The 17,960-nt window shown below is 69.3% G+C and carries 14 protein-coding genes; 9 read left to right on the forward strand and 5 right to left on the reverse strand.

Annotated features, from left to right (window positions below; translation table 11 throughout):
* Position 1: 1 nt before the first annotated feature.
* From ACAM57_RS01370 to ACAM57_RS01380, 3 genes are all read right to left on the reverse strand, one after another.
* Positions 2-952 (reverse strand): xanthine dehydrogenase family protein subunit M, encoded by a 951-nt coding sequence (locus ACAM57_RS01370; protein ID WP_369660457.1) that lies wholly within the window; start codon positions 950-952, stop codon positions 2-4.
* Positions 949-1,599: an aldehyde dehydrogenase iron-sulfur subunit PaoA gene (gene paoA / locus ACAM57_RS01375; protein WP_369660458.1), complete on the reverse strand. Its 651-nt coding sequence runs from the start codon at positions 1,597-1,599 to the stop codon at positions 949-951. Before paoA ends, ACAM57_RS01370 begins: the two co-directional genes overlap by 4 nt.
* 266 nt (positions 1,600-1,865) lie before the next feature.
* Positions 1,866-2,855 (reverse strand): AraC family transcriptional regulator N-terminal domain-containing protein, encoded by a 990-nt coding sequence (locus ACAM57_RS01380; protein WP_369660459.1) that lies wholly within the window; start codon positions 2,853-2,855, stop codon positions 1,866-1,868.
* A 320-nt stretch (positions 2,856-3,175) separates the two neighbouring features.
* On the opposite strand from ACAM57_RS01380, the gene ACAM57_RS01385 reads away from it, so the two are divergent.
* From ACAM57_RS01385 to ACAM57_RS01415, 7 genes are all read left to right on the forward strand, one after another.
* Positions 3,176-3,808: a response regulator transcription factor gene (locus ACAM57_RS01385; RefSeq protein ID WP_126021223.1), complete on the forward strand. Its 633-nt coding sequence runs from the start codon at positions 3,176-3,178 to the stop codon at positions 3,806-3,808.
* Complete coding sequence (locus tag ACAM57_RS01390) at positions 3,805-4,506, forward strand: alpha/beta family hydrolase (protein ID WP_369660460.1); 702 nt, start codon at positions 3,805-3,807, stop codon at positions 4,504-4,506. The genes ACAM57_RS01385 and ACAM57_RS01390 overlap by 4 nt, the downstream gene beginning before the upstream one ends.
* A gap of 142 nt (positions 4,507-4,648) precedes the next feature.
* Positions 4,649-5,683: a D-xylose ABC transporter substrate-binding protein gene (gene xylF / locus ACAM57_RS01395; RefSeq protein WP_369660461.1), complete on the forward strand. Its 1,035-nt coding sequence runs from the start codon at positions 4,649-4,651 to the stop codon at positions 5,681-5,683.
* Between the two features lie 163 nt (positions 5,684-5,846).
* Entirely contained in the window at positions 5,847-7,046 is a 1,200-nt protein-coding gene (locus ACAM57_RS01400) for a sugar ABC transporter permease (RefSeq protein WP_126021227.1), read from the forward strand.
* 1 nt (position 7,047) lies between these two features.
* Entirely contained in the window at positions 7,048-7,848 is an 801-nt protein-coding gene (locus ACAM57_RS01405; RefSeq protein ID WP_184639579.1) for an ATP-binding cassette domain-containing protein, read from the forward strand.
* A gap of 28 nt (positions 7,849-7,876) precedes the next feature.
* Complete coding sequence (locus tag ACAM57_RS01410; RefSeq protein WP_184639581.1) at positions 7,877-9,043, forward strand: ROK family transcriptional regulator; 1,167 nt, start codon at positions 7,877-7,879, stop codon at positions 9,041-9,043.
* 68 nt (positions 9,044-9,111) lie between these two features.
* On the forward strand, positions 9,112-11,559 hold the full coding sequence (locus ACAM57_RS01415; RefSeq protein WP_369660462.1) for a membrane-bound PQQ-dependent dehydrogenase, glucose/quinate/shikimate family: 2,448 nt from the start codon (positions 9,112-9,114) through the stop codon (positions 11,557-11,559).
* A gap of 7 nt (positions 11,560-11,566) precedes the next feature.
* Here ACAM57_RS01415 and ACAM57_RS01420 read toward each other — a convergent pair whose 3' ends face one another.
* Positions 11,567-12,847 carry a helix-turn-helix domain-containing protein gene (locus tag ACAM57_RS01420; RefSeq protein ID WP_184639585.1) on the reverse strand — a complete coding sequence of 427 codons (1,281 nt, stop codon included), beginning with the start codon at positions 12,845-12,847 and terminating at the stop codon, positions 11,567-11,569.
* Positions 12,848-12,978: 131 nt separating this feature from the next.
* Here ACAM57_RS01420 and ACAM57_RS01425 point away from each other — a divergent pair, with 131 nt between their 5' ends.
* Complete coding sequence (locus tag ACAM57_RS01425; RefSeq protein WP_369660463.1) at positions 12,979-15,093, forward strand: PQQ-dependent dehydrogenase, methanol/ethanol family; 2,115 nt, start codon at positions 12,979-12,981, stop codon at positions 15,091-15,093.
* 170 nt (positions 15,094-15,263) lie between these two features.
* Here ACAM57_RS01425 and ACAM57_RS01430 read toward each other — a convergent pair whose 3' ends face one another.
* Entirely contained in the window at positions 15,264-16,238 is a 975-nt protein-coding gene (locus ACAM57_RS01430) for a tripartite tricarboxylate transporter substrate-binding protein (protein ID WP_369660464.1), read from the reverse strand.
* Between the two features lie 242 nt (positions 16,239-16,480).
* Here ACAM57_RS01430 and ACAM57_RS01435 point away from each other — a divergent pair, with 242 nt between their 5' ends.
* Entirely contained in the window at positions 16,481-17,947 is a 1,467-nt protein-coding gene (locus ACAM57_RS01435; RefSeq protein WP_369660465.1) for an NAD-dependent succinate-semialdehyde dehydrogenase, read from the forward strand.
* The last annotated feature ends 13 nt before the right edge of the window (positions 17,948-17,960 follow it).

Raw genomic sequence — 17,960 nt, forward strand, 5'->3', positions numbered from 1 at the left:
GTCAGCTCCTCGCTTGCGTGATGGCGGCGGCCAGCGCGCGCTCGGCGAGCTGCAGCTTGAACGCGTTCTCGTGGGTGGGCTGCGCGTCGGCGAGCAGCCGCGCGGTCACGGCCCTGGCGCCTTGCGGCATGGCGGTCTCTGCAGCCTCCACGCGCCACGGCTTGTGCGCGACACCGCCGAGCGCCACCCGGCCGGAGCCGTCGCGCTGCACGATGGCCGCGACCGACACCAGCGCGAAGGCATAGGAGGCGCGATCGCGGATCTTGCGGTAGACGTGCGTGCCGCCCACGGGCCTGGGCAGCGTGACGCCGGTGATGAGCTCGTCGCGCTCCAGCGTCGTCTCGACGTGCGGCGTGTCGCCTGGCAGGCGATGGAAGTCGGCGATCGGAATCACGCGGGTGCGTCCGTCGGGCCGCACGGTCTCGACGGACGCATCCAGCACGCGCATCGCCACGGCCATGTCGCCCGGATTCGTCGCGATGCAGGACTTGCTGCCCCCGATCACCGCGAGCTGCCGCGTCACGCCGCCGATGGCGCCGCAGCCGCTGCCGGGGCGGCGCTTGTTGCAGGGCTGGTCGGTGTCGTAGAAGTAGGGGCAGCGCGTGCGCTGCAGCAGGTTGCCCGCGGTGGTCGCCTTGTTGCGCAGCTGGCCCGATGCGCCGGCCAGCAGCGCGCGGGAGAGCACGCCGTAGTCGCGTCGCACGCGCTCGTCGGCCGCCAGGTCGGTGTTGCGCACCAGGGCGCCGATGCGCAGGCCACCCTCGGGCGTCGGCTCGATGCGGTCCAGCGCCAGGCCGTTCACGTCGACCAGGTGCACCGGCGCCTCGATCTGCAGCTTCATGAGGTCGAGCAGGTTGGTGCCGCCGGCGATGAACTTCGCGCCGGGCCTGCCCGCGACGGCGGACGCCGCCTGCGCCGGGGTCGCGGCGCGCTCGTAGGTGAAAGCCTTCATGCTTTGCTCCCCGCCACTTCCGTGATGGCATCGACGATGTTGGAGTAGGCGCCGCAGCGGCAGATGTTGCCGCTCATGCGCTCGCGCAACTCCTCCGCCGAGAGAATGGGGCGCGCCGTGAGGTCGGCGCTCACGTGGCTCGGCACGCCGCGCTTGACCTCGTCGATCACCCCGACCGCCGAGCAGATCTGGCCGGGCGTGCAGTAGCCGCACTGGTAGCCGTCGTGCCTGACGAAGGCGGCCTGCAGCGGATGCATGCCTTGCGGCGTGCCCAGCCCTTCGATGGTCGTGACCTGCGCGCCCTCGTGCATCACGGCGAGCGTCAGGCAGGAGTTGATCCGCCTTCCGTCGACGATGACCGTGCAGGCGCCGCACTGGCCGTGGTCGCAGCCCTTCTTGGTGCCCGTCAGGTGCAGGTGCTCGCGCAGTGCGTCGAGCAGGGTGGTGCGCGTGTCCAGGTCGAGCGCCTGCGCCGTGCCGTTGACGTTCAGCGTCAGCTTCATGCGCGAGCCGCCCGCGGCCGCTGCCGGGGCCGCGGTCTGCGCCGACGCGGGCGGCGCGGTGGATGCCGAGACCGCCGCGGCGGTCGCGGCGCCGACGATGAGCGCGTCGCGCCGCGAGATCAGTTGTGTCGTGGGACTGTCCATGTCAGCTCCTGCTGTTCGAGGTTCGTGGGGATGGCGAGTACTGCTGATAGCGCGTGCCATGGGCGGTGGCGGTAGGAAAACGGCTGCTGTTGATCCCTGCCCGCGGCCCGTGGGGCTCCCCCGCTTCCGAAAATGGTTCTCACCTTGGGAAGCCGCGGGGGCAGACCGGCCGATTCCCATTCTTCTGAAGCCGCGCGAGGATCGATAGCGCAATCCTCTTCATTTCTTGCCCGATCCGATGAGGCGCGGCGGCAACGGGCCTTGCCTCAGGCCCCGCTGGCCTGGCCTTGCCCGGCTCCCGCTGCGTCGATTCCCCTGCCACCCGCGCGCGCACCGCCGCGCAGCACTTCGATGTCCCGCCTGGGCGGTGCGCCGAACAGACGGCTGTACTCGCGGCTGAACTGCGACGGGCTTTCGTAGCCGACCTGGAAGGCCGCGCTCGCCGCATCGAAGTGCTCGTTGAGCATCAGCCGCTTCGCCTCGTTCAGCCGCAGCCACTTCTGGTACTGCAGCGGACTCATCGCCGTCAGCTGGCGGAAGTGATGGTGGAAGGTCGGCGCGCTCATCTGCACGCGGGCCGCGAGCTCGTCGATGCGAAAGGGCGAGGCGTAGTTCTGCTTCAGCCAGTCGATGGCCCTGGCGATCCGGTGGCCCTGCCCGTCGACCGAGGCGATCTGCCGCAGCCTCGCGGCCTGGTCGCTCATCAGCAGCCGGTAGTGGATCTCGCGATGGATCATCGGCGCGAGAACGGGAATGGCCTCGGGCTCGTCCAGCAGTTCCACCAGCCGGGCGATCGGCGCCAGCAGCGCAGGCGTCGCCTCGCCGAGTCCCACGCCGATGCCGATGGGCCGCTCGCGATGCGGCGGCAGGCCGCCCTGCGCGATGAGCTCGGCCAGCACGCGCACGTCGAGCTTGAGCATCAGGCCCAGGCAGGGCTGCCGCGGGCTCGCCGTCTTCACTTCGGAATTGGCGGGCATGTCCAGCGAGGTGATGAGGAACCGCGATGTGTCGTACGGATAGGCCTCGCCGCCCACCCACATCTGCTTGGCGCCCTGCGCGACGAGCACGATGCTCGGCTCGACCATGCAGACGGCCGGTGGCGCGGGAGATTCGCGCCTGAAGAAGCCGAGGTTGGCGATGGGCGTGTCGTAGTCGCCCGGCAGCGGCGTGCGGGCATCGATGATCCGCGCCATCGCCTGCTGCAGCGCCCTGCACCGCGCTGCGGCGTCCTCGTCCGCGTCCTGTCTGGGGGCCATCTTGCTTGCTTCGAGACTTTGCGCAGGACTCTACCCGCGGGGCGCTTCGTCATCCACAAAAGAGTCGTGTCCCCGAAGGATCGGGCAAGAAATCCAGAGGAGTGAGCAAGCCTTCGCATCCCTCGGCGCAGCGGGCACCTGCCTGCCCTCCTACATCGTTGCGGGACGTTTCTGCGAACGCGTGCAGGACAAATGCCCGACCCGCCTGGCGAGGCCCCGCGGCGCAAGGGCCTGTGGCATCTTCACCTACTCATTCCGTCTGCCGGCCCGCGTGCCGGCTCGCGGCCATCCACCCAACACAGCGCAGGAGGCACATCACCATGATCAAGATCGGCATCGTCGACGACCACGCGGTCGTCCGCACAGGCCTGAAGTCGTTCTTCTCCACTTTCGTCGACTTCCGCGTGGTCGGCGAGGCCGGCACCGGCCGGGAGGCCATCGACCTGGTGCGCACGGCCGATCTCGACGTGCTGGTGATGGACCTTTCCATGCCCGGCCAGAGCGGCATCGACGCGCTCGCGATGGTGCGCGCCAAGGCGCCCGACCTCGGCGTGCTCATCCTCAGCGGCTATCCCGAGGAGCACTACGCGGTGAACCTCATCCGCCAGGGCGCATCCGGCTACCTCAACAAGGAATGCGAGCCCGAGGAGATCGCCAAGGCCATCCGCACGATCGCGCTGGGCCGGCGCTACATCTCGCCCTCGGTGGCCGAGCTGCTCGCGGGCCAGCTGGAGCGCAAGGACAACGCGCCGCCGCACGAGCACCTGTCGGAGCGCGAATTCCAGGTGTTCCTGAAGCTGGCCAAGGGAGAATCGGTGGGCGCCATCGGCGAGGCGCTGTCGCTCTCGGTGAAGACCATCAGTACTTACCGCACGCGGCTGATGGAGAAGATGAACCTTTCCACCAACAGCGACCTGACCTACTACGCCATCAAGACACAGCTCATCGATTGACGACCTCCGCGGCGACGGCCACGACCACACGGCAACTGCGCATCGAGGTGACCGATGAGGTCGCCGTGTCCGCGCTCGCGGTGTCGCCGCCTTCGCCCGAGGCCTGCTATGTGCTGGCGCATGGCGCCGGTGCCGGCATGACGCATCCGTTCATGGAAGCGACGGCCGCCGGGCTCGCGCAGCGGCGCATCGCCACGCTGCGCTACCAGTTTCCCTACATGGAGCGAGGCAGCAAGCGCACCGACGCGCCGGCCCTCGCGCATGCCACTGTGCGCGCGGCGGTCGATTGCGCGGCTGCGCACTTCGGCGGACTGCGCCTCTTCGCTGGCGGCAAATCTTTTGGCGGCCGCATGACCTCGCAGGCCCAGGCGCTGGAGCCGCTGCCGGGCGTGAAGGGGCTGATCTTCCTCGGCTTTCCGCTGCATCCTTCGGGCGCGCCATCGACCACGCGCGCGGAACATCTGCACGATGTCGACGTGCCCATGCTCTTCGCGCACGGCCCGCGCGACACGCTGGCCGAACCGCGCGAGTTCGACGAAACCACCCGTTCGCTCGGCCCGATGGCCAGCGTGCTCGAGATAGACGGCGCCGACCACTCCTTCAGCGTCCTGCGGCGCAGCGGCCGCACCGATGCCGAGGCGCTCGACGAGCTGCTCGACGGCATCGCCGTGTGGACGCAGGCCTGGCGCATCGGCTGAACGAACAAACCCTTGCAAGCCGCTCCGGGAATTCCCGGATGCCCACGATCGCACCTCGATGGGATAGTTAGTTCGCCCTTCAAACTAACTAATTTCTTACACGGCTGGCGCCTGCGGGCGACTCAACTCAGGAGAGACATCGATGCGACTGAAACAAACCCTGGCCGCCATGGCCTTCGCCACGGCACTCGGTTCCACGGCCGTGGGCGCGATGGCGCAGACCGTGGTCGGCGTGAGCTGGTCCAACTTCCAGGAAGAGCGCTGGAAGACCGACGAGGCCGCCATCAAGGCAGAGCTGGAGAAGCTCGGCGCCAAGTACATCAGCGCCGATGCGGGCGGCTCGCCCGAGAAGCAGCTGGGCGACATCGAGGGCCTGATGTCGAAGGGCGCGAAGGCGCTCATCGTGCTGGCGATGGACAAGGACGCCATCCTGCCGGCAGTCACCAAGGCCACGCGCCAGAAGGTGCCCGTGATCGCCTACGACCGCCTCATCGAGGCGCCGGGCGTCTTCTACATCACCTTCGACAACGTCGAGGTCGGCCGCATGGAGGCGCGCGAGGTCTTCAAGGTCAAGCCCAAGGGCAACTACGTGATCATCAAGGGCTCGCCCAGCGATCCGAACGCCGACTTCCTGCGCGCGGGCCAGCAGGAAGTGCTGGATGCCGCCATCAAGAAGGGCGACATCAAGATCGTCGGCGACGAATACACCGAAGGCTGGAAGCCCGAGGTCGCGCAGAAGAACATGGAGCAGATCCTCACCAAGAACGGCAACAAGGTGGACGCCGTGGTGGCCGCCAACGACGGCACGGCCGGCGGCGCGGTGGCGGCGCTCACGGCCAAGGGCATCCGCGGCATTCCGGTGTCGGGCCAGGACGCCGACTTCGCGGCGCTCAACCGCATCGCGCTGGGCACGCAGACCGCCACCATCTTCAAGGACTCGCGCGAGCTCGGCCGCGAAGCCGCCGCAGCGGCCATCGCGCTGTCGCAGGGCAAGCCTGTCGACAAGGCCGCGCCGTGGAACTCGGGCCCGAAGAAGGTCGCACTGCAGTCGCGCCTGCTGACGCCGGTGGCGGTGACGCGCGACAACCTCGACCTCGTGGTCAAGGCCGACTGGATCAAGAAGGACGAGCTCTGCAAGGGCGTGTCGGGCGCGAGCGCGCCCGCGGCCTGCAAGTAACGCCGCACGACAGCCGAGCGACGCGCCGGCGCCATCCGCGGAAAGCGCGCCGGCTTTTTTCCCTTTCCCATGCAACGCACCAGCTGCCGGCGCCCACGGGCCCGGCCGGCAGGGCCTGCGCATCTCTTCGTAGTCCGCGCAGTCCAGAAAAAGGATCCGAAACATGAGCAACCCATCGTCATCAACACCGGGCTGGTGGCGCCGCACCGGCGTCGACCTGCGGCTCATCCTGATGTGCGTGCTGCTGGTCATCATGGCCGTGGCGTTCAGCGTCATGTCCGGCGGCGTGTTCCTCTCGCCCGAGAACCTCTACAACGTCGCGCAGCAGACGGCGGTGGTGGGCATCGTGTCCACCGTGATGGTGCTGATCATCGTGGCGCGGCACATCGACCTGTCGGTGGGCTCGGTGATGGGCTTCGTCGGTGTTCTCATCGCCTACCTGCAATACACCTCGGGCTGGTCGTGGCCCACGGCCTGCCTCGCGGGGCTCGCGGTGGCGCTCTTGGTGTCCATCTACCAGGGCTGGCTCACCGCGGTGCTGGGCGTGCCTTCCTTCGTGGTCACGCTGGGCGGCCTCATGTCCTTCCGCGGCGCGGCCTTCCTGGTGGCCGACGGCAAGACGCAGCCGGTGAACGACGAATTCTTCCAGCGCCTGGGCGGCGGCTACGACGGCGGCATCGGCGTCACCGCGAGCTGGGTGCTCGCGGCGTTCGTGGCGGTGGTGCTGTTCGCGCGCATGGTGCAGAAGCGCCGCGCGCGCCAGCGCTACGACATGCCCACCGAGGCGCTGTGGCTGGACGTGCTCATCACGGCCGTGCCGGTGGCGGTGGTGTTCGGCTTCGCCTGGGTGATGAACAGCTACCAGATCTCGTCCAAGAACGAGCCGCAGGGCATTCCGATCCCGGTGCTGATCTGGGCGGTGGTGGCCATCGTGCTGTCGTTCATCGTGCACCGCACGCGCTTCGGGCGCTACGTGTTCGCGATGGGCGGCAACCCCGACGCCGCGGCGCTGGTGGGCATTCCGGTCAAGCGCGTCACGCTGATGCTGTTCGCGCTGCTGGCGGTGCTGGTCACCGTCGCGGCCATCGTGTCGATCGCGCGCCTGAACGCCGGCACCAATTCGCTGGGCACGGGCATGGAGCTGTACGTGATCGCCGCGGCCGTCATCGGCGGCACCGCGCTCGCGGGCGGCAGCGGCTCGATCTTCGGCTCGGTGCTGGGCGCGCTCATCATGCAGTCGCTCGACAGCGGCATGCTGCTGCTGGACGTGCCCATCGGCAAGCGCATGGTCATCATCGGCCAGGTGCTGATCGTGGCGGTGGTGTTCGATGTGCTCTACCGCCGCAAGTTTGGGGAAAACTGAAATGGCAGATATCGACACCTCCAGACCCCTCGTCGAACTGCGCGAGATCCGCAAGGCCTTCGGCGGCGTGAAGGCCGTGGACGGCGTGAGCGTGAACCTCTACCCCGGCGAGGTGGTCGCGCTGCTGGGCCACAACGGCGCGGGCAAGTCCACGCTGATGAAAATGCTCGCGGGTGCCTACCCCATCGACTCGGGAGACACGCTGATCGCGGGCGAGAAGGTCAACATCCGCACGCCGGCCGAGGCGCAGGCGCAGGGCATCGAGACCATCTACCAGACGCTCGCGCTCGCCGACAACCTCGACTCGGTGGCCAATCTCTTCCTCGGCCGCGAGAAGATGACGCCGTGGAACACGCTCGACGACCACTTCATGGAGGTGCAGGCGCGCAAGGTGTTCCAGCGCCTGAACAGGAACTTCACCAATATCCGCGTGCCGGTGCGCCGGCTCTCGGGCGGGCAGCGGCAGGTGGTGGCGATCTCGCGCGCGCTGTACTTCAATGCGCGCATCCTCATCATGGACGAGCCCTGCGCCGCGCTGGGCCCCGAAGAAACGGCGATGGTCGGCGGCCTGGTGAAGCAGCTCAAGGCCGACGGCGTGGGCATCTTCCTCATCACGCATGACATGCCCGACGTGTTCTCGCTGAGCGACCGCCTCGCGGTGATGAAGAACGGCAGGCTCGTGGGCACCTACCGCACCGCCGACGTGACCGAGGACGAGGTGCTCGGGATGATCATTGCCGGCAAGCGGCCCGAGGGCAAGGAGCAGGCCCATCACGCCGATACCGCGGCGGCACCCGCCTGACGCACAGGTAGACGGAGACAGACCCGACGTGACCACCACGGCCGACCTGCAACTGGTGAAGCGCATGAACCGCAGCGTGCTGCTGCGGCTGCTGCGCGCGCAGCCCGGCCTTTCGCGCGCACGGCTGGCCGGCGAGAGCGGCCTCACCAAGTCGACCGTGAGCCTGCTGGTGCGCGAGCTGATCGACGAGGGCTGGCTCAGCGAGGCCGGCGCGACCGTGGCCGACGGGCTCGGCCGCCCCTCCACGCCGCTGCAGATCGACGTGGGCGTGCGCGCGCTCATGGGCGTGGAGATCGCCGTGGAGACCGTGCGCCTCGTGTGCATGTCGCTGCAGGGCGAGGTGCTGCATTCGCAGAGCCACGACCTGACCGACGGTTCGCCCGCCGGCGTGTGCGCGCAGGTCGCGCGCATGGCAGCGGCCGCGCACGCGAAGCTGCAGCAGCTCGGCCTGCAGCTGTCGAGCATCGGCGTGTGCGTGCCCGGCGCGGTGGACGACTGCACCGGCGTCGTCCGCTTCGCGCCCAACCTCGGCTGGCGCAACGTGAGCCTGCTGCCGGCGCTCGAGAAAGCCTTCGCCGCCGTCGGGCTACCCGGGGTGACGGTGCAGCTGCAGAACGACGCCGATGCCGCCGCGCTGGGCGAATACGAGTTCGCCTCCAGCGTCGGCCAGGAGGGCGAAGACCCGCTGATCTTCGTCAACTGCGACGTGGGCGTTGGCGCGGGCGTGGTGCTCAACGACCGGCTCTTCACCGGCGCGCAGGGCATGGCCGGCGAGATCGGCCACACCATCCTCCAGCTCGACGGGCCGCTGTGCTCGTGCGGCCGTCGTGGCTGCGCCGAGGCCTTCTTCGGCTCGCGCGTGCTGGAGCGCGAAGGCGCCGATCTGCCGCGCGCCGCCGCATTCTTCGGCGTGCTGCTGCAGAACCTGTGGGTCACCTTCAATCCGCGCGCCATCGTGCTCGGCGGCAAGGCCTGCGCCGACCACAAGGGCTTCGCGCAGGCTGCCTTCGAATGCATGAAGCGGCACGCGGACGACGCCGGCATGCCGGCACCGGACCTGCGCACAGCGCGCTACGGCGAGCTGGCGCCCGCGGTGGGCGCGGCGGCGCTCGCGCTGCACGAATACTTAAGGCCGCTGCAGCCCGATGCGAAGGCACGCAGGGCGCGCGCCGCGCAGGTTCTCGCCGCCACCTGAGCCTTCGGCCTACGCACGGGCTGCCCGCAGCGGTCTAGCGTTCGGACTCCGTCCCTGGAGTTCCCGCCATGAATCCGCGCCCGTCCGCCGAGCCCGCCCGTTCCGCTTCCGTGTTGCTGGCCGCGATGGCCGTGCTGATCGGGCTTGCAGGCGTGGCGCTCGCCGTGGCCGGTGCATGGCTGATCGCGCTCGGCGGCTCGTGGTACTACCTCGTCGCGGGACTGGGCCTGGCGGCGGCGGCGCTGCTGTTGCGGCGCGGCGGCGGTGCCGGGTTGATGGTGTACGCGGCGGTGGTCCTGCTCACGCTGGCCTGGGCACTGTGGGAGGTGGGGCTCGACTGGTGGCCGATGGCCGCGCGCGGCGACGTGTTCTTCGTGATCGGCCTGCTGCTGCTCACGCCGTGGGTGGCGCGTGCGCTCGCCCTGCGCAATGCCGCGGGCGTTGGAAGCGCGCGCGCCGTGCTCGGCGTGGTGCTCGTGGCCTTCCTGGTGGCGGCGGTGTTCTCGTGGATGCGCGATCCCCGCCGCATCGAAGGCATCTCGCCCCCGGCCGATGCCACGGCCGCCACGGCGAGCGCGCCCGCGGGCCCCACGGCCGCGACGGACGAGTGGACGGCCTACGGCGGCACCGGCTTCGGCCAGCGCTACTCGGCGCTCGACCAGATCACGCCGCAGAACGTGAGCCAGCTCGAGGAGGCCTGGCACTTCCGTACCGGCGACGTGCGAGGCCAGCCGGGCGACCCCGAGGAGACGACCTTCGAGGTCACGCCCCTGAAGATCGGTGGCAGGCTGTTCCTGTGCACGCCGCACCAGTCGGTGATCGCGCTCGACGCCACCACCGGCCAGCAGGTCTGGCGCTACACGCCCCAGATCGCGCGGCCGCTCGCGCTGCAGCACCTGACCTGCCGGGGGCTCTCGTACTACCCGGGTGCTGCGGCGGCGCCATCTGCCGGATCCACGCCCGCATCCGCGTCCGCATCCGGGTCGCCGGCCGCCTGCGACGCGAAGCTGTTCATGCCCACAGCCGATGGCCGCGTCATCGCGCTCGATCCCGCCAGCGGCCAGCCCTGCCCGGCCTTCGGCGGCGGCGCTGGCCAGATCGATCTCTGGAAGAACATGCCGAACGTGAAGGCAGGCTCCTACTACTCGACCTCGCCTCCGGTCGTGACGCGCTCGCTCCTCATCGTGGGCGGTACCGTGCTGGACAACGTCTCGACGAAGGAAACCTCCGGCGTGATCCGCGCCTTCGACGCGAACACCGGCGCGCTGGTGTGGAACTGGGACTCCGGCAACCCCGAGGACACCGCCCCCATCGCGGCCGACCGCACCTACACCGCCAACTCGCCCAACAGCTGGTCGATCTCCAGCGTGGACGAGGCGCTGGGCCTGGTCTACGTGCCCATGGGCAACCAGCCGCCCGACCAGTGGGGCGGCGCGCGCAGCGAAGGCGCGAAGAAGTATTCGTCGGCGGTGGTGGCGCTCGACCTGGCCAGCGGCCGCGTGCGCTGGAGCTTCCAGACGGTGCACCACGACCTGTGGGACTACGACGTGCCCGCGCAGCCTAGCCTGGTCGACCTGCGCGCGGGCAGCGAGACCGTGCCCGCGCTGGTGCAGCCGACCAAGCAGGGCGAGCTCTTCGTGCTCGACCGCCGCAACGGCAAGCCGATCCTTCCGGTGAACGAGCGCGCCGCGCCGCAGGGCGCCGCTGCGGGTGACGCCACCGCGCCGACGCAGCCGTCATCGGCCCTGTCCTTCGATCCGCCCGCGCTCAAGCCGTCGGACATGTGGGGCGCGACCATCTTCGACCAGCTGGCCTGCCGCATCGCCTTCCACCGGCTGCGCTACGAGGGCCGGTTCACACCGCCGTCGACGCAGGGCTCGCTGATCCATCCGGGCAACTTCGGCGTCTTCAACTGGGGCGGCGTGGCGGTCGATCCGCGCAGGCAGATCGTCTTCGCCACGCCCGCGTCGCTGGCCTTCGTCTCCAGGCTCGTGCCGCGTGCGGACGACACCTCGCTCTACGTGCAGGGCAAGCAGCGCCCCAACGACAGCCTGCCCGCGCTCAACGAGAACTTCGGTGCGCCCTTCGCGGTGAAGCTCAGCGCCTTCACCTCGGTGCTCGGCCTGCCGTGCCAGGCGCCGCCCTGGGGCTACGTCGCCGCGGCCGACCTGCGCACCGGCCGGGTCGCCTGGATGCACAAGAACGGCACGGTGCGCGACAGCTCGCCGCTGCCGCTGCCCTTCGCGATGGGCGTGCCCAACCTCGGCGGCCCCATCCTGACGGCCGGCGGCGTGGCCTTTCTCTCGGGAACGCTCGACCAGTTCGTGCGCGGCTACGACGTGAACGACGGCAAGGAGCTCTGGCGCAGCCGCTTGCCGGCCGGTGGTCAGGCCACGCCGATGACCTACCGCGGCACCGACGGGCGCCAGTACCTGCTGGTGGTGGCCGGCGGCCATGGCTCGCTGGGCACGCGCACCGGCGACCATGTGATCGCCTACGCGCTGCCCAGGCGCTGAACGGCCTTCAGTCGCGTGCGTCGGCCACGGCCGCGGCTTCGTCGCGCCAGCCCCGCAGCCGCCGGTAGAGCGTGCCGCGCGACACGCGCAGCTGCCGCGCCGCCTGCGACACGTTGCCGCCATGCGCGGCGAGCGTCTCCTCGATCAGCTTGCGGCTGTGCTCGCGCAGCGTGGTCTGCTCGTGCGGCGCGGCCTCGTCACCATCTGCGTGCTCGCTGGCCTGTGCGGCCGGCATCGCATCGTGCCGCTCGATGGCCAGTGGGGCAGCCTCGCCCGGCATCGCCACTGCGTGCCGGAAGTCCGCGCCATCCGCGCCGCCCTTCAACTGTGCCTGCACCCACACGCCAAGGCCGCTTGCCAGCCGCAACGGCTGAGCAGCCTCGCGTCGGCCCAAGCGCAGCAGGCTCGCAAGATCGTGCCCGAGCAGGAACTCCACGTCGCGCTCGTCCGCCGCCTCGGGCAGCCGACCCAGCAGCCGCGCGCCCGCGTTGTTGAGCCAGGCGATGGTGCCGTCGGGCGCGATGCCGGCCAGCGCTTCGAGCGGCGTGCCCAGCAGCGTGGGGCTGGCCTGGAAGCGCAGGATCAGGTGGTCGCGCGACTGCGCCTGCAGCAGCCGGTTCTCGATGGTGGTGGCGTACAGCGACACCATCGACGCCGCGTCGAAGCCGAAACGCCGCGCCTCCACCGTGAGGTCGAGCACGCCGGCGAGCTGCCCTGTCACATCGCGTATCGGCGCGGCCGCGCACTGCATGTGGCACAGCAGGTCGAAGTAGTGCTCGGCGCCGTCGACGGTGCAGGCCTGCCCGGTGCTCGCCACGATGCCCGGCGCCGTGGTGCCGACGATGTGCTCGGCAATGTTCACGCCCACGCGCGCGGTCTTGCGCAGCACCGGCTGGTGCGCGGCGGCGGGATGCTGCGTGACGTGCACCACCACGCCCTCGCGGTCGGTGAGGATCACGCGGCAGTCGGTGCCCGCGAGCGCGTGCTCCATCTGCCCGAGTTCCTGCCGCGCCGCTTCGAGCAGCTGGCGGTTGCGCGCGAGCGTGGCGTGCAGCCGGCTGGGCGTGACCGGATCGAAGGGCACGATGCGCTGGCGGTCGGCGTGGGTGCGGCTGCAGCGCATCCACGACTGGATCACCGCCTCGCCCACCAGCCCCGAGGGGCGCACGCCTTCCTCGAAGAACTGCCGCCGCGCGAGCGCCACGCGCTGCGCGGGCGTGCTGGCGAAGAGCTGGCGCGGGGCATCGGGTGTACCGATTCTTCCGACAAGGCTTCTGTCGAGGGCCATGGGTGAGCTGCCTCCCGGTTCAGGACCAGCGTCGAATGTGTTCCGCAATGGAACAGCGCCGGACTGGGGAAATCCCGAAGATGAACGCGCGGCCCGTCCCGACGATTCTTGGCGCACAAAGGAGACCTGCGATGAAAAAAACACACTCCGGGCTGCTCGTGCTCGCCGGCGCATTGCTGTGCCTGGGCGCCACCACCGCAGCCACGGCCCAGAACGCACAGGACCGCGCGGCAGCCGCCACGAAACGCGTCGACGGCGGCTTCATCCGCGCCAACGCCGCGCAGAAGAAGACGCCGGACTGGCCCAGCGTGGGCCTGGACTATTCGGAATCGCGCTTCAGCCAGCTCGACCAGGTCAACGCCGGCAACGTGAAGGACCTCGGGCTGGTCTGGTCGTACAACCTCGAGTCCACGCGCGGCGTCGAAGCCACGCCGCTGGTGGTGGACGGCATCATGTACATCACCGCCTCCTGGAGCGTGGTGCACGCCATCGACACGCGCACCGGCCAGCGGCTGTGGACCTTCGATCCGCAGGTCGACAGGTCCAAGGGCTTCAGGGGCTGCTGCGACGTGGTGAACAGAGGCGTCGCGATCTACGAGGGCAAGGTCTACGTGGCGGCCTACGACGGGCGCTTGATCGCGCTCGATGCCGCCACCGGCCAGAAGGTCTGGGAGAAGAACACCATCGAGGGCCAGAAGGGCAGCTACACCATCACCGGCGCGCCGCGCGTGTTCAAGGGCAAGGTCATCATCGGCAACGGCGGGGCCGAATACGGCGTGCGCGGCTTCGTCACCGCCTACGACGCGAAGACGGGCGACCAGAAGTGGCGCTGGTTCGTGGTGCCGGGCGACCCGGGCAAGCCCTTCGAGGACGAGTCGATGGCGCGCGCCGCCAAGACCTGGGACCCCAGTGGCAAGTACTGGGAGGCCGGCGGCGGCGGCACCGCCTGGGACAGCTTCGCCTTCGACCCCGAGCTCAACCTGATGTACGTGGGCACCGGCAACGGCTCGCCCTGGTCGCACAAGGCGCGCAGCCCCAAGGGCGGCGACAACCTCTACCTGGGCTCGGTGGTGGCGCTCGACCCCGACACCGGCAAGTACGTGTGGCACTACCAGGAGACGCCCGGCGACAACTGGGACTACACCTCCACGCAGTCGATGATCCTCGCCAACGTGAAGATCGGCGGCAAGCAGCGCAAGGTGCTGCTGCATGCGCCGAAGAACGGCTTCTTCTTCGTCATCGACCGCACCAACGGCAAGTTCATTTCGGCGAAGAACTTCGTCGAGGTCAACTGGGCCACCGGCTACGACAGGAACGGCCGCCCCATCGAGATCGCCGCCGCGCGCGACGCCACCAAGCCCGGCGACAGCATCCCCGGGCCCTTCGGCGCGCACAACTGGCATCCGATGTCGTTCAACCCGCAGACCGGCTTCGCCTACCTGCCCGCGCAGCATGTGCCGATCAACCTCATGGACGACAAGGACTGGAAGTTCGACGAGAACGTGCCCGGCCGTCCGCATTCGGGCCTGGGCTGGAACCTGGGCAAGTTCGCCAACGCCGAGCCTCCCAAGAGCAAGCCTTTCGGCCGCCTCGTGGCCTGGGACCCGGTGGCGCAGAAGGAAGCCTGGGGCGTGGACTATGCATCGCCCTGGAACGGCGGCACCCTCACCACCGCCGGCAACCTCGTGTTCCAGGGCACGGCCGATGGCCGCCTGCTGGCCTACAACGCGAAGACCGGCGAGAAGCTCTGGGAAACGCCCACCGGCACCGGTGTGGTTGCCGCGCCATCGACCTACATGGTCGACGGCAAGCAGTACGTGTCGGTCGCGGTGGGCTGGGGCGGCGTCTACGGCCTCGCGCAGCGCGCCACCGAGCGGCAGGGGCCGGGCACGGTCTACACCTTCGCGGTGGGCGGTACCGCCAAGATGCCCGAGTTCGTGCAGTACCGCATGGACAAACTGGTGCAGGGCGTGAAGTACGACCCCGCCAAGGTCCAGGCCGGCACCATGCTCTACGTGAGCAACTGCGTGTTCTGCCACGGCGTGCCGGGCGTGGACCGCGGCGGCAACATCCCCAACCTCGGCTACATGGACGCGGCCTACATCGAGAACCTCGACAAGTTCGTGCTCAAGGGCCCGGCCATGTCGCGCGGCATGCCCGACTTCACGGGCAAGCTCTCGAACGACGACATCGAGAGCATCAAGGCCTTCATCCAGGGAACCGCCGACGCCATCCGCCCGAAGTAGAGGACGCAGCAGCACCAACAAAAAAGAAAGCCGCCGTCCCAAAGGACAGCGGCTTCAATTTGTCAATTCCAGGAACACCGAGGAACCGGCTTCGCCGGGCCTCAGGTGTTGCCCCCGGAAGGGGGTTGGCGTAGCGACACGAAGTGCGCGCAGCCTGGGGGCGAACCAGGTCAATCGGCGTAGACGCCGGCGGCCTTGATGATCGGCCCCCACTTCGCGATCTCGGCCGAGACGAACTTCTTGTGTTCCGCCGGCTCGGTGCGCTTGTCGGTGGTGATCACCGCGCCCAGCGCCTCTTCACGCTTGATGAAGCCGGGGTCCTTCATCGCGGCCTTGATGGCTTCGTTGAGCTTCTTCAGCACCGGCGCGGGCGTCCCCTTGGGCGCGTACACGCCGTGCCAGATCGTCACTTCGAAGCCCTTGAGGCCCGACTCGTCCAGCGTCGGCAGGTCCTTCAGCGCGGGGGTGGTCAGGCGCTTGCTGGTGGTCACGGCGTAGGCCTTGACCTTCTTGGCCTCGATCTGCGACGTGGTGTTGGTGGTCTGGTCGCACAGCAGGTCGATCTGGCCGCCCAGCAGGTCGGCGATGGCCGGTGCGGTGCCCTTGTAGGGAACCGGCGTCATCTCGACCTTCAGTGCGCTCTGGAACAGCAGGCCGCACAGGTGCGAGGCGGCGCCCAGGCCGGCGTTGCCGAGGTTGATCTTGCCCTTGTTGGCCGCGATCCAGGTCGTCAGTTCCTTGTAGTTGTTGGCCGGCAGGCCGGGCTTGCCGATCAGCGTCATCGGCACTTCGTTGACCATGCCCAGGTACTCGAAGTCGTTCTCGACGTTGAAGGGCAGCTTGCGGTAGAGCGCCGGCATCGTCGACATGCCGATGTGGTTCAGCAGCAGGGTATAGCCGTCGGGGTTGGCGCGCGCCACCTTGGCGGTGCCGATGGAACTGCCCGCGCCGGCGGTGTTGTCCACCACGATGGTGGTGCCCAGCGTCTTCTGCATGGCTTCGGCCAGGTCGCGCGCGACACGGTCGGTCGGGCCGCCGGCGGCGAAAGGCACCACCAGCGTCACGGTCTTGCCCGCGGGGAAGTCCTGGGCGTGTGCACCGACGGCCGCGGCGGCAATCGCCGCGAGGGCGAACAGTTTCTTCATGTCGTCTCCGAAAGGGGGGAATAAAAACGCCGCGATCTTAAGGGCTGACCAGGGCCTGACCTATAGCGAATAGCCCTTAGCCAAAGGCCGTCTTGCGCACCTCGGCGGGGTGCATGGCGGGGCTTGCAAACCCGGGCCTCGCGAACGGGTTTTGCGGTGGGCCGCTTGCGGCGATGCCGCCGGCGTGGTCCTCTCGTCCTGCAGGCCCCCTCATCCATCCCGACACCAGGAGACCACCACCGATGCAGACCATCCAGCTCAAAGACCCGACCCTGCTGCGCCAGCAGGCCTACATCGCAGGCGCATGGGCCGACGCCGACGGCGGCGAGACTGTGGCCGTCACCAACCCGGCCAACGGCCAGCAGATCGGCACCGTGCCGATGTGCGGCGCCGAAGAGACCGCGCGCGCCATCGCCGCCGCCGAGATTGCCCAGCGTGCGTGGGCGAAGGTGCCGGCCAAGGAGCGCTGCGCCGTGCTGCGCAGGCTCAACGACCTGATGCTGGCCAATGTGGACGACCTCGCGCTCATCATGACCACCGAGCAGGGCAAGCCCATGGCCGAGAGCCACGGCGAGATCGCCTACGCAGCCTCGTTCATCGAATGGTTCGCCGAGGAGGCGCGCCGCGTGTACGGAGACACCATTCCCGCGCCGCAGGCCGACCGCCGCATCCTCGCGCTCAAGCAGCCCGTGGGCGTGACGGCCGCCATCACGCCGTGGAACTTTCCCGCCGCCATGCTCACGCGCAAGGCCGGCCCCGCGCTCGCTGCCGGCTGCGCGATGGTGGTGAAGCCCGCCACGCAGACGCCGTTCTCCGCGCTGGCCTTCGCCGAACTGGCCGAGCGCGCGGGCGTGCCCAAGGGCCTGCTGTCGGTGCTCACTGGCTCGGCCAGCAAGATCGGCGGCGAGATGACGCGCAACCCCGTCGTGCGCAAGCTCACCTTCACGGGCTCGACCGAAGTGGGGCGCACGCTGATGAAGCAGTCGGCCGACACCATCAAGAAGCTCTCGCTCGAGCTCGGCGGCAACGCGCCCTTCATCGTGTTCGACGATGCGGATGTGGATGCGGCCGTCGAGGGCGCGATGGTTTCGAAGTACCGCAACACCGGCCAGACCTGCGTGTGCGCCAACCGCATCTACGTGCAGCGCGGCGTGCTCGACGACTTCACGCGCAAGCTGGTGGCGAAGGTCGAGGCGATGAAGGTGGGCGACGGCACCGCGCCCGGCGTCACGCAGGGGCCGCTGATCGACGCCAAGGCCGTCGAGAAGATCGAGGAGCACGTGGCCGACGCCGTGGCCAAGGGCGGCAAGGTGCTCACCGGCGGCAAGCGCCACGCGCTGGGTGGCCTCTTCTTCGAGCCCACGGTGATAGGCGGCGCCACCGCCGGCATGCTGTTCGCGCGCGAAGAAACCTTCGGGCCGCTCGCACCGATCTTCGCCTTCGACACCGAGGAGGAAGCCATCGCCGCCGCGAACGACACCGAGTTCGGCCTGGCCTCGTATTTCTACGCGCGCGACATCGGCCGCATCATGCGCGTGGCCGAGGCACTGGAGTCGGGCATCGTGGGCGTGAACACCGGGCTCGTGTCCACGGCCGAAGCGCCCTTCGGCGGCGTGAAGCAGTCGGGGCTCGGCCGCGAGGGCTCGAAGTACGGTCTCGACGATTTCCTCGAGGTGAAGTACGTCTGCCTCGCGGGGATCGACAAGTAGCAGCAAGCGGCTG

Source organism: Variovorax sp. V15 (assembly GCF_041154425.1).
Lineage (GTDB): Bacteria > Pseudomonadota > Gammaproteobacteria > Burkholderiales > Burkholderiaceae_C > Variovorax > Variovorax guangxiensis.

Bases quoted from the DNA above. Each gene is read 5' to 3' on its own strand.
- ACAM57_RS01370 (WP_369660457.1), bottom strand. From the start codon at position 952: ATGAAGGCTTTCACCTACGAGCGCGCCGCGACCCCGGCGCAGGCGGCG.
- paoA (WP_369660458.1), bottom strand. From the start codon at position 1,599: ATGGACAGTCCCACGACACAACTGATCTCGCGGCGCGACGCGCTCATC.
- ACAM57_RS01380 (WP_369660459.1), bottom strand. From the start codon at position 2,855: ATGGCCCCCAGACAGGACGCGGACGAGGACGCCGCAGCGCGGTGCAGG.
- ACAM57_RS01385 (WP_126021223.1), top strand. From the start codon at position 3,176: ATGATCAAGATCGGCATCGTCGACGACCACGCGGTCGTCCGCACAGGC.
- xylF (WP_369660461.1), top strand. From the start codon at position 4,649: ATGCGACTGAAACAAACCCTGGCCGCCATGGCCTTCGCCACGGCACTC.
- ACAM57_RS01400 (WP_126021227.1), top strand. From the start codon at position 5,847: ATGAGCAACCCATCGTCATCAACACCGGGCTGGTGGCGCCGCACCGGC.
- ACAM57_RS01405 (WP_184639579.1), top strand. From the start codon at position 7,048: ATGGCAGATATCGACACCTCCAGACCCCTCGTCGAACTGCGCGAGATC.
- ACAM57_RS01415 (WP_369660462.1), top strand. From the start codon at position 9,112: ATGAATCCGCGCCCGTCCGCCGAGCCCGCCCGTTCCGCTTCCGTGTTG.
- ACAM57_RS01420 (WP_184639585.1), bottom strand. From the start codon at position 12,847: ATGGCCCTCGACAGAAGCCTTGTCGGAAGAATCGGTACACCCGATGCC.
- ACAM57_RS01425 (WP_369660463.1), top strand. From the start codon at position 12,979: ATGAAAAAAACACACTCCGGGCTGCTCGTGCTCGCCGGCGCATTGCTG.
- ACAM57_RS01430 (WP_369660464.1), bottom strand. From the start codon at position 16,238: ATGAAGAAACTGTTCGCCCTCGCGGCGATTGCCGCCGCGGCCGTCGGT.
- ACAM57_RS01435 (WP_369660465.1), top strand. From the start codon at position 16,481: ATGCAGACCATCCAGCTCAAAGACCCGACCCTGCTGCGCCAGCAGGCC.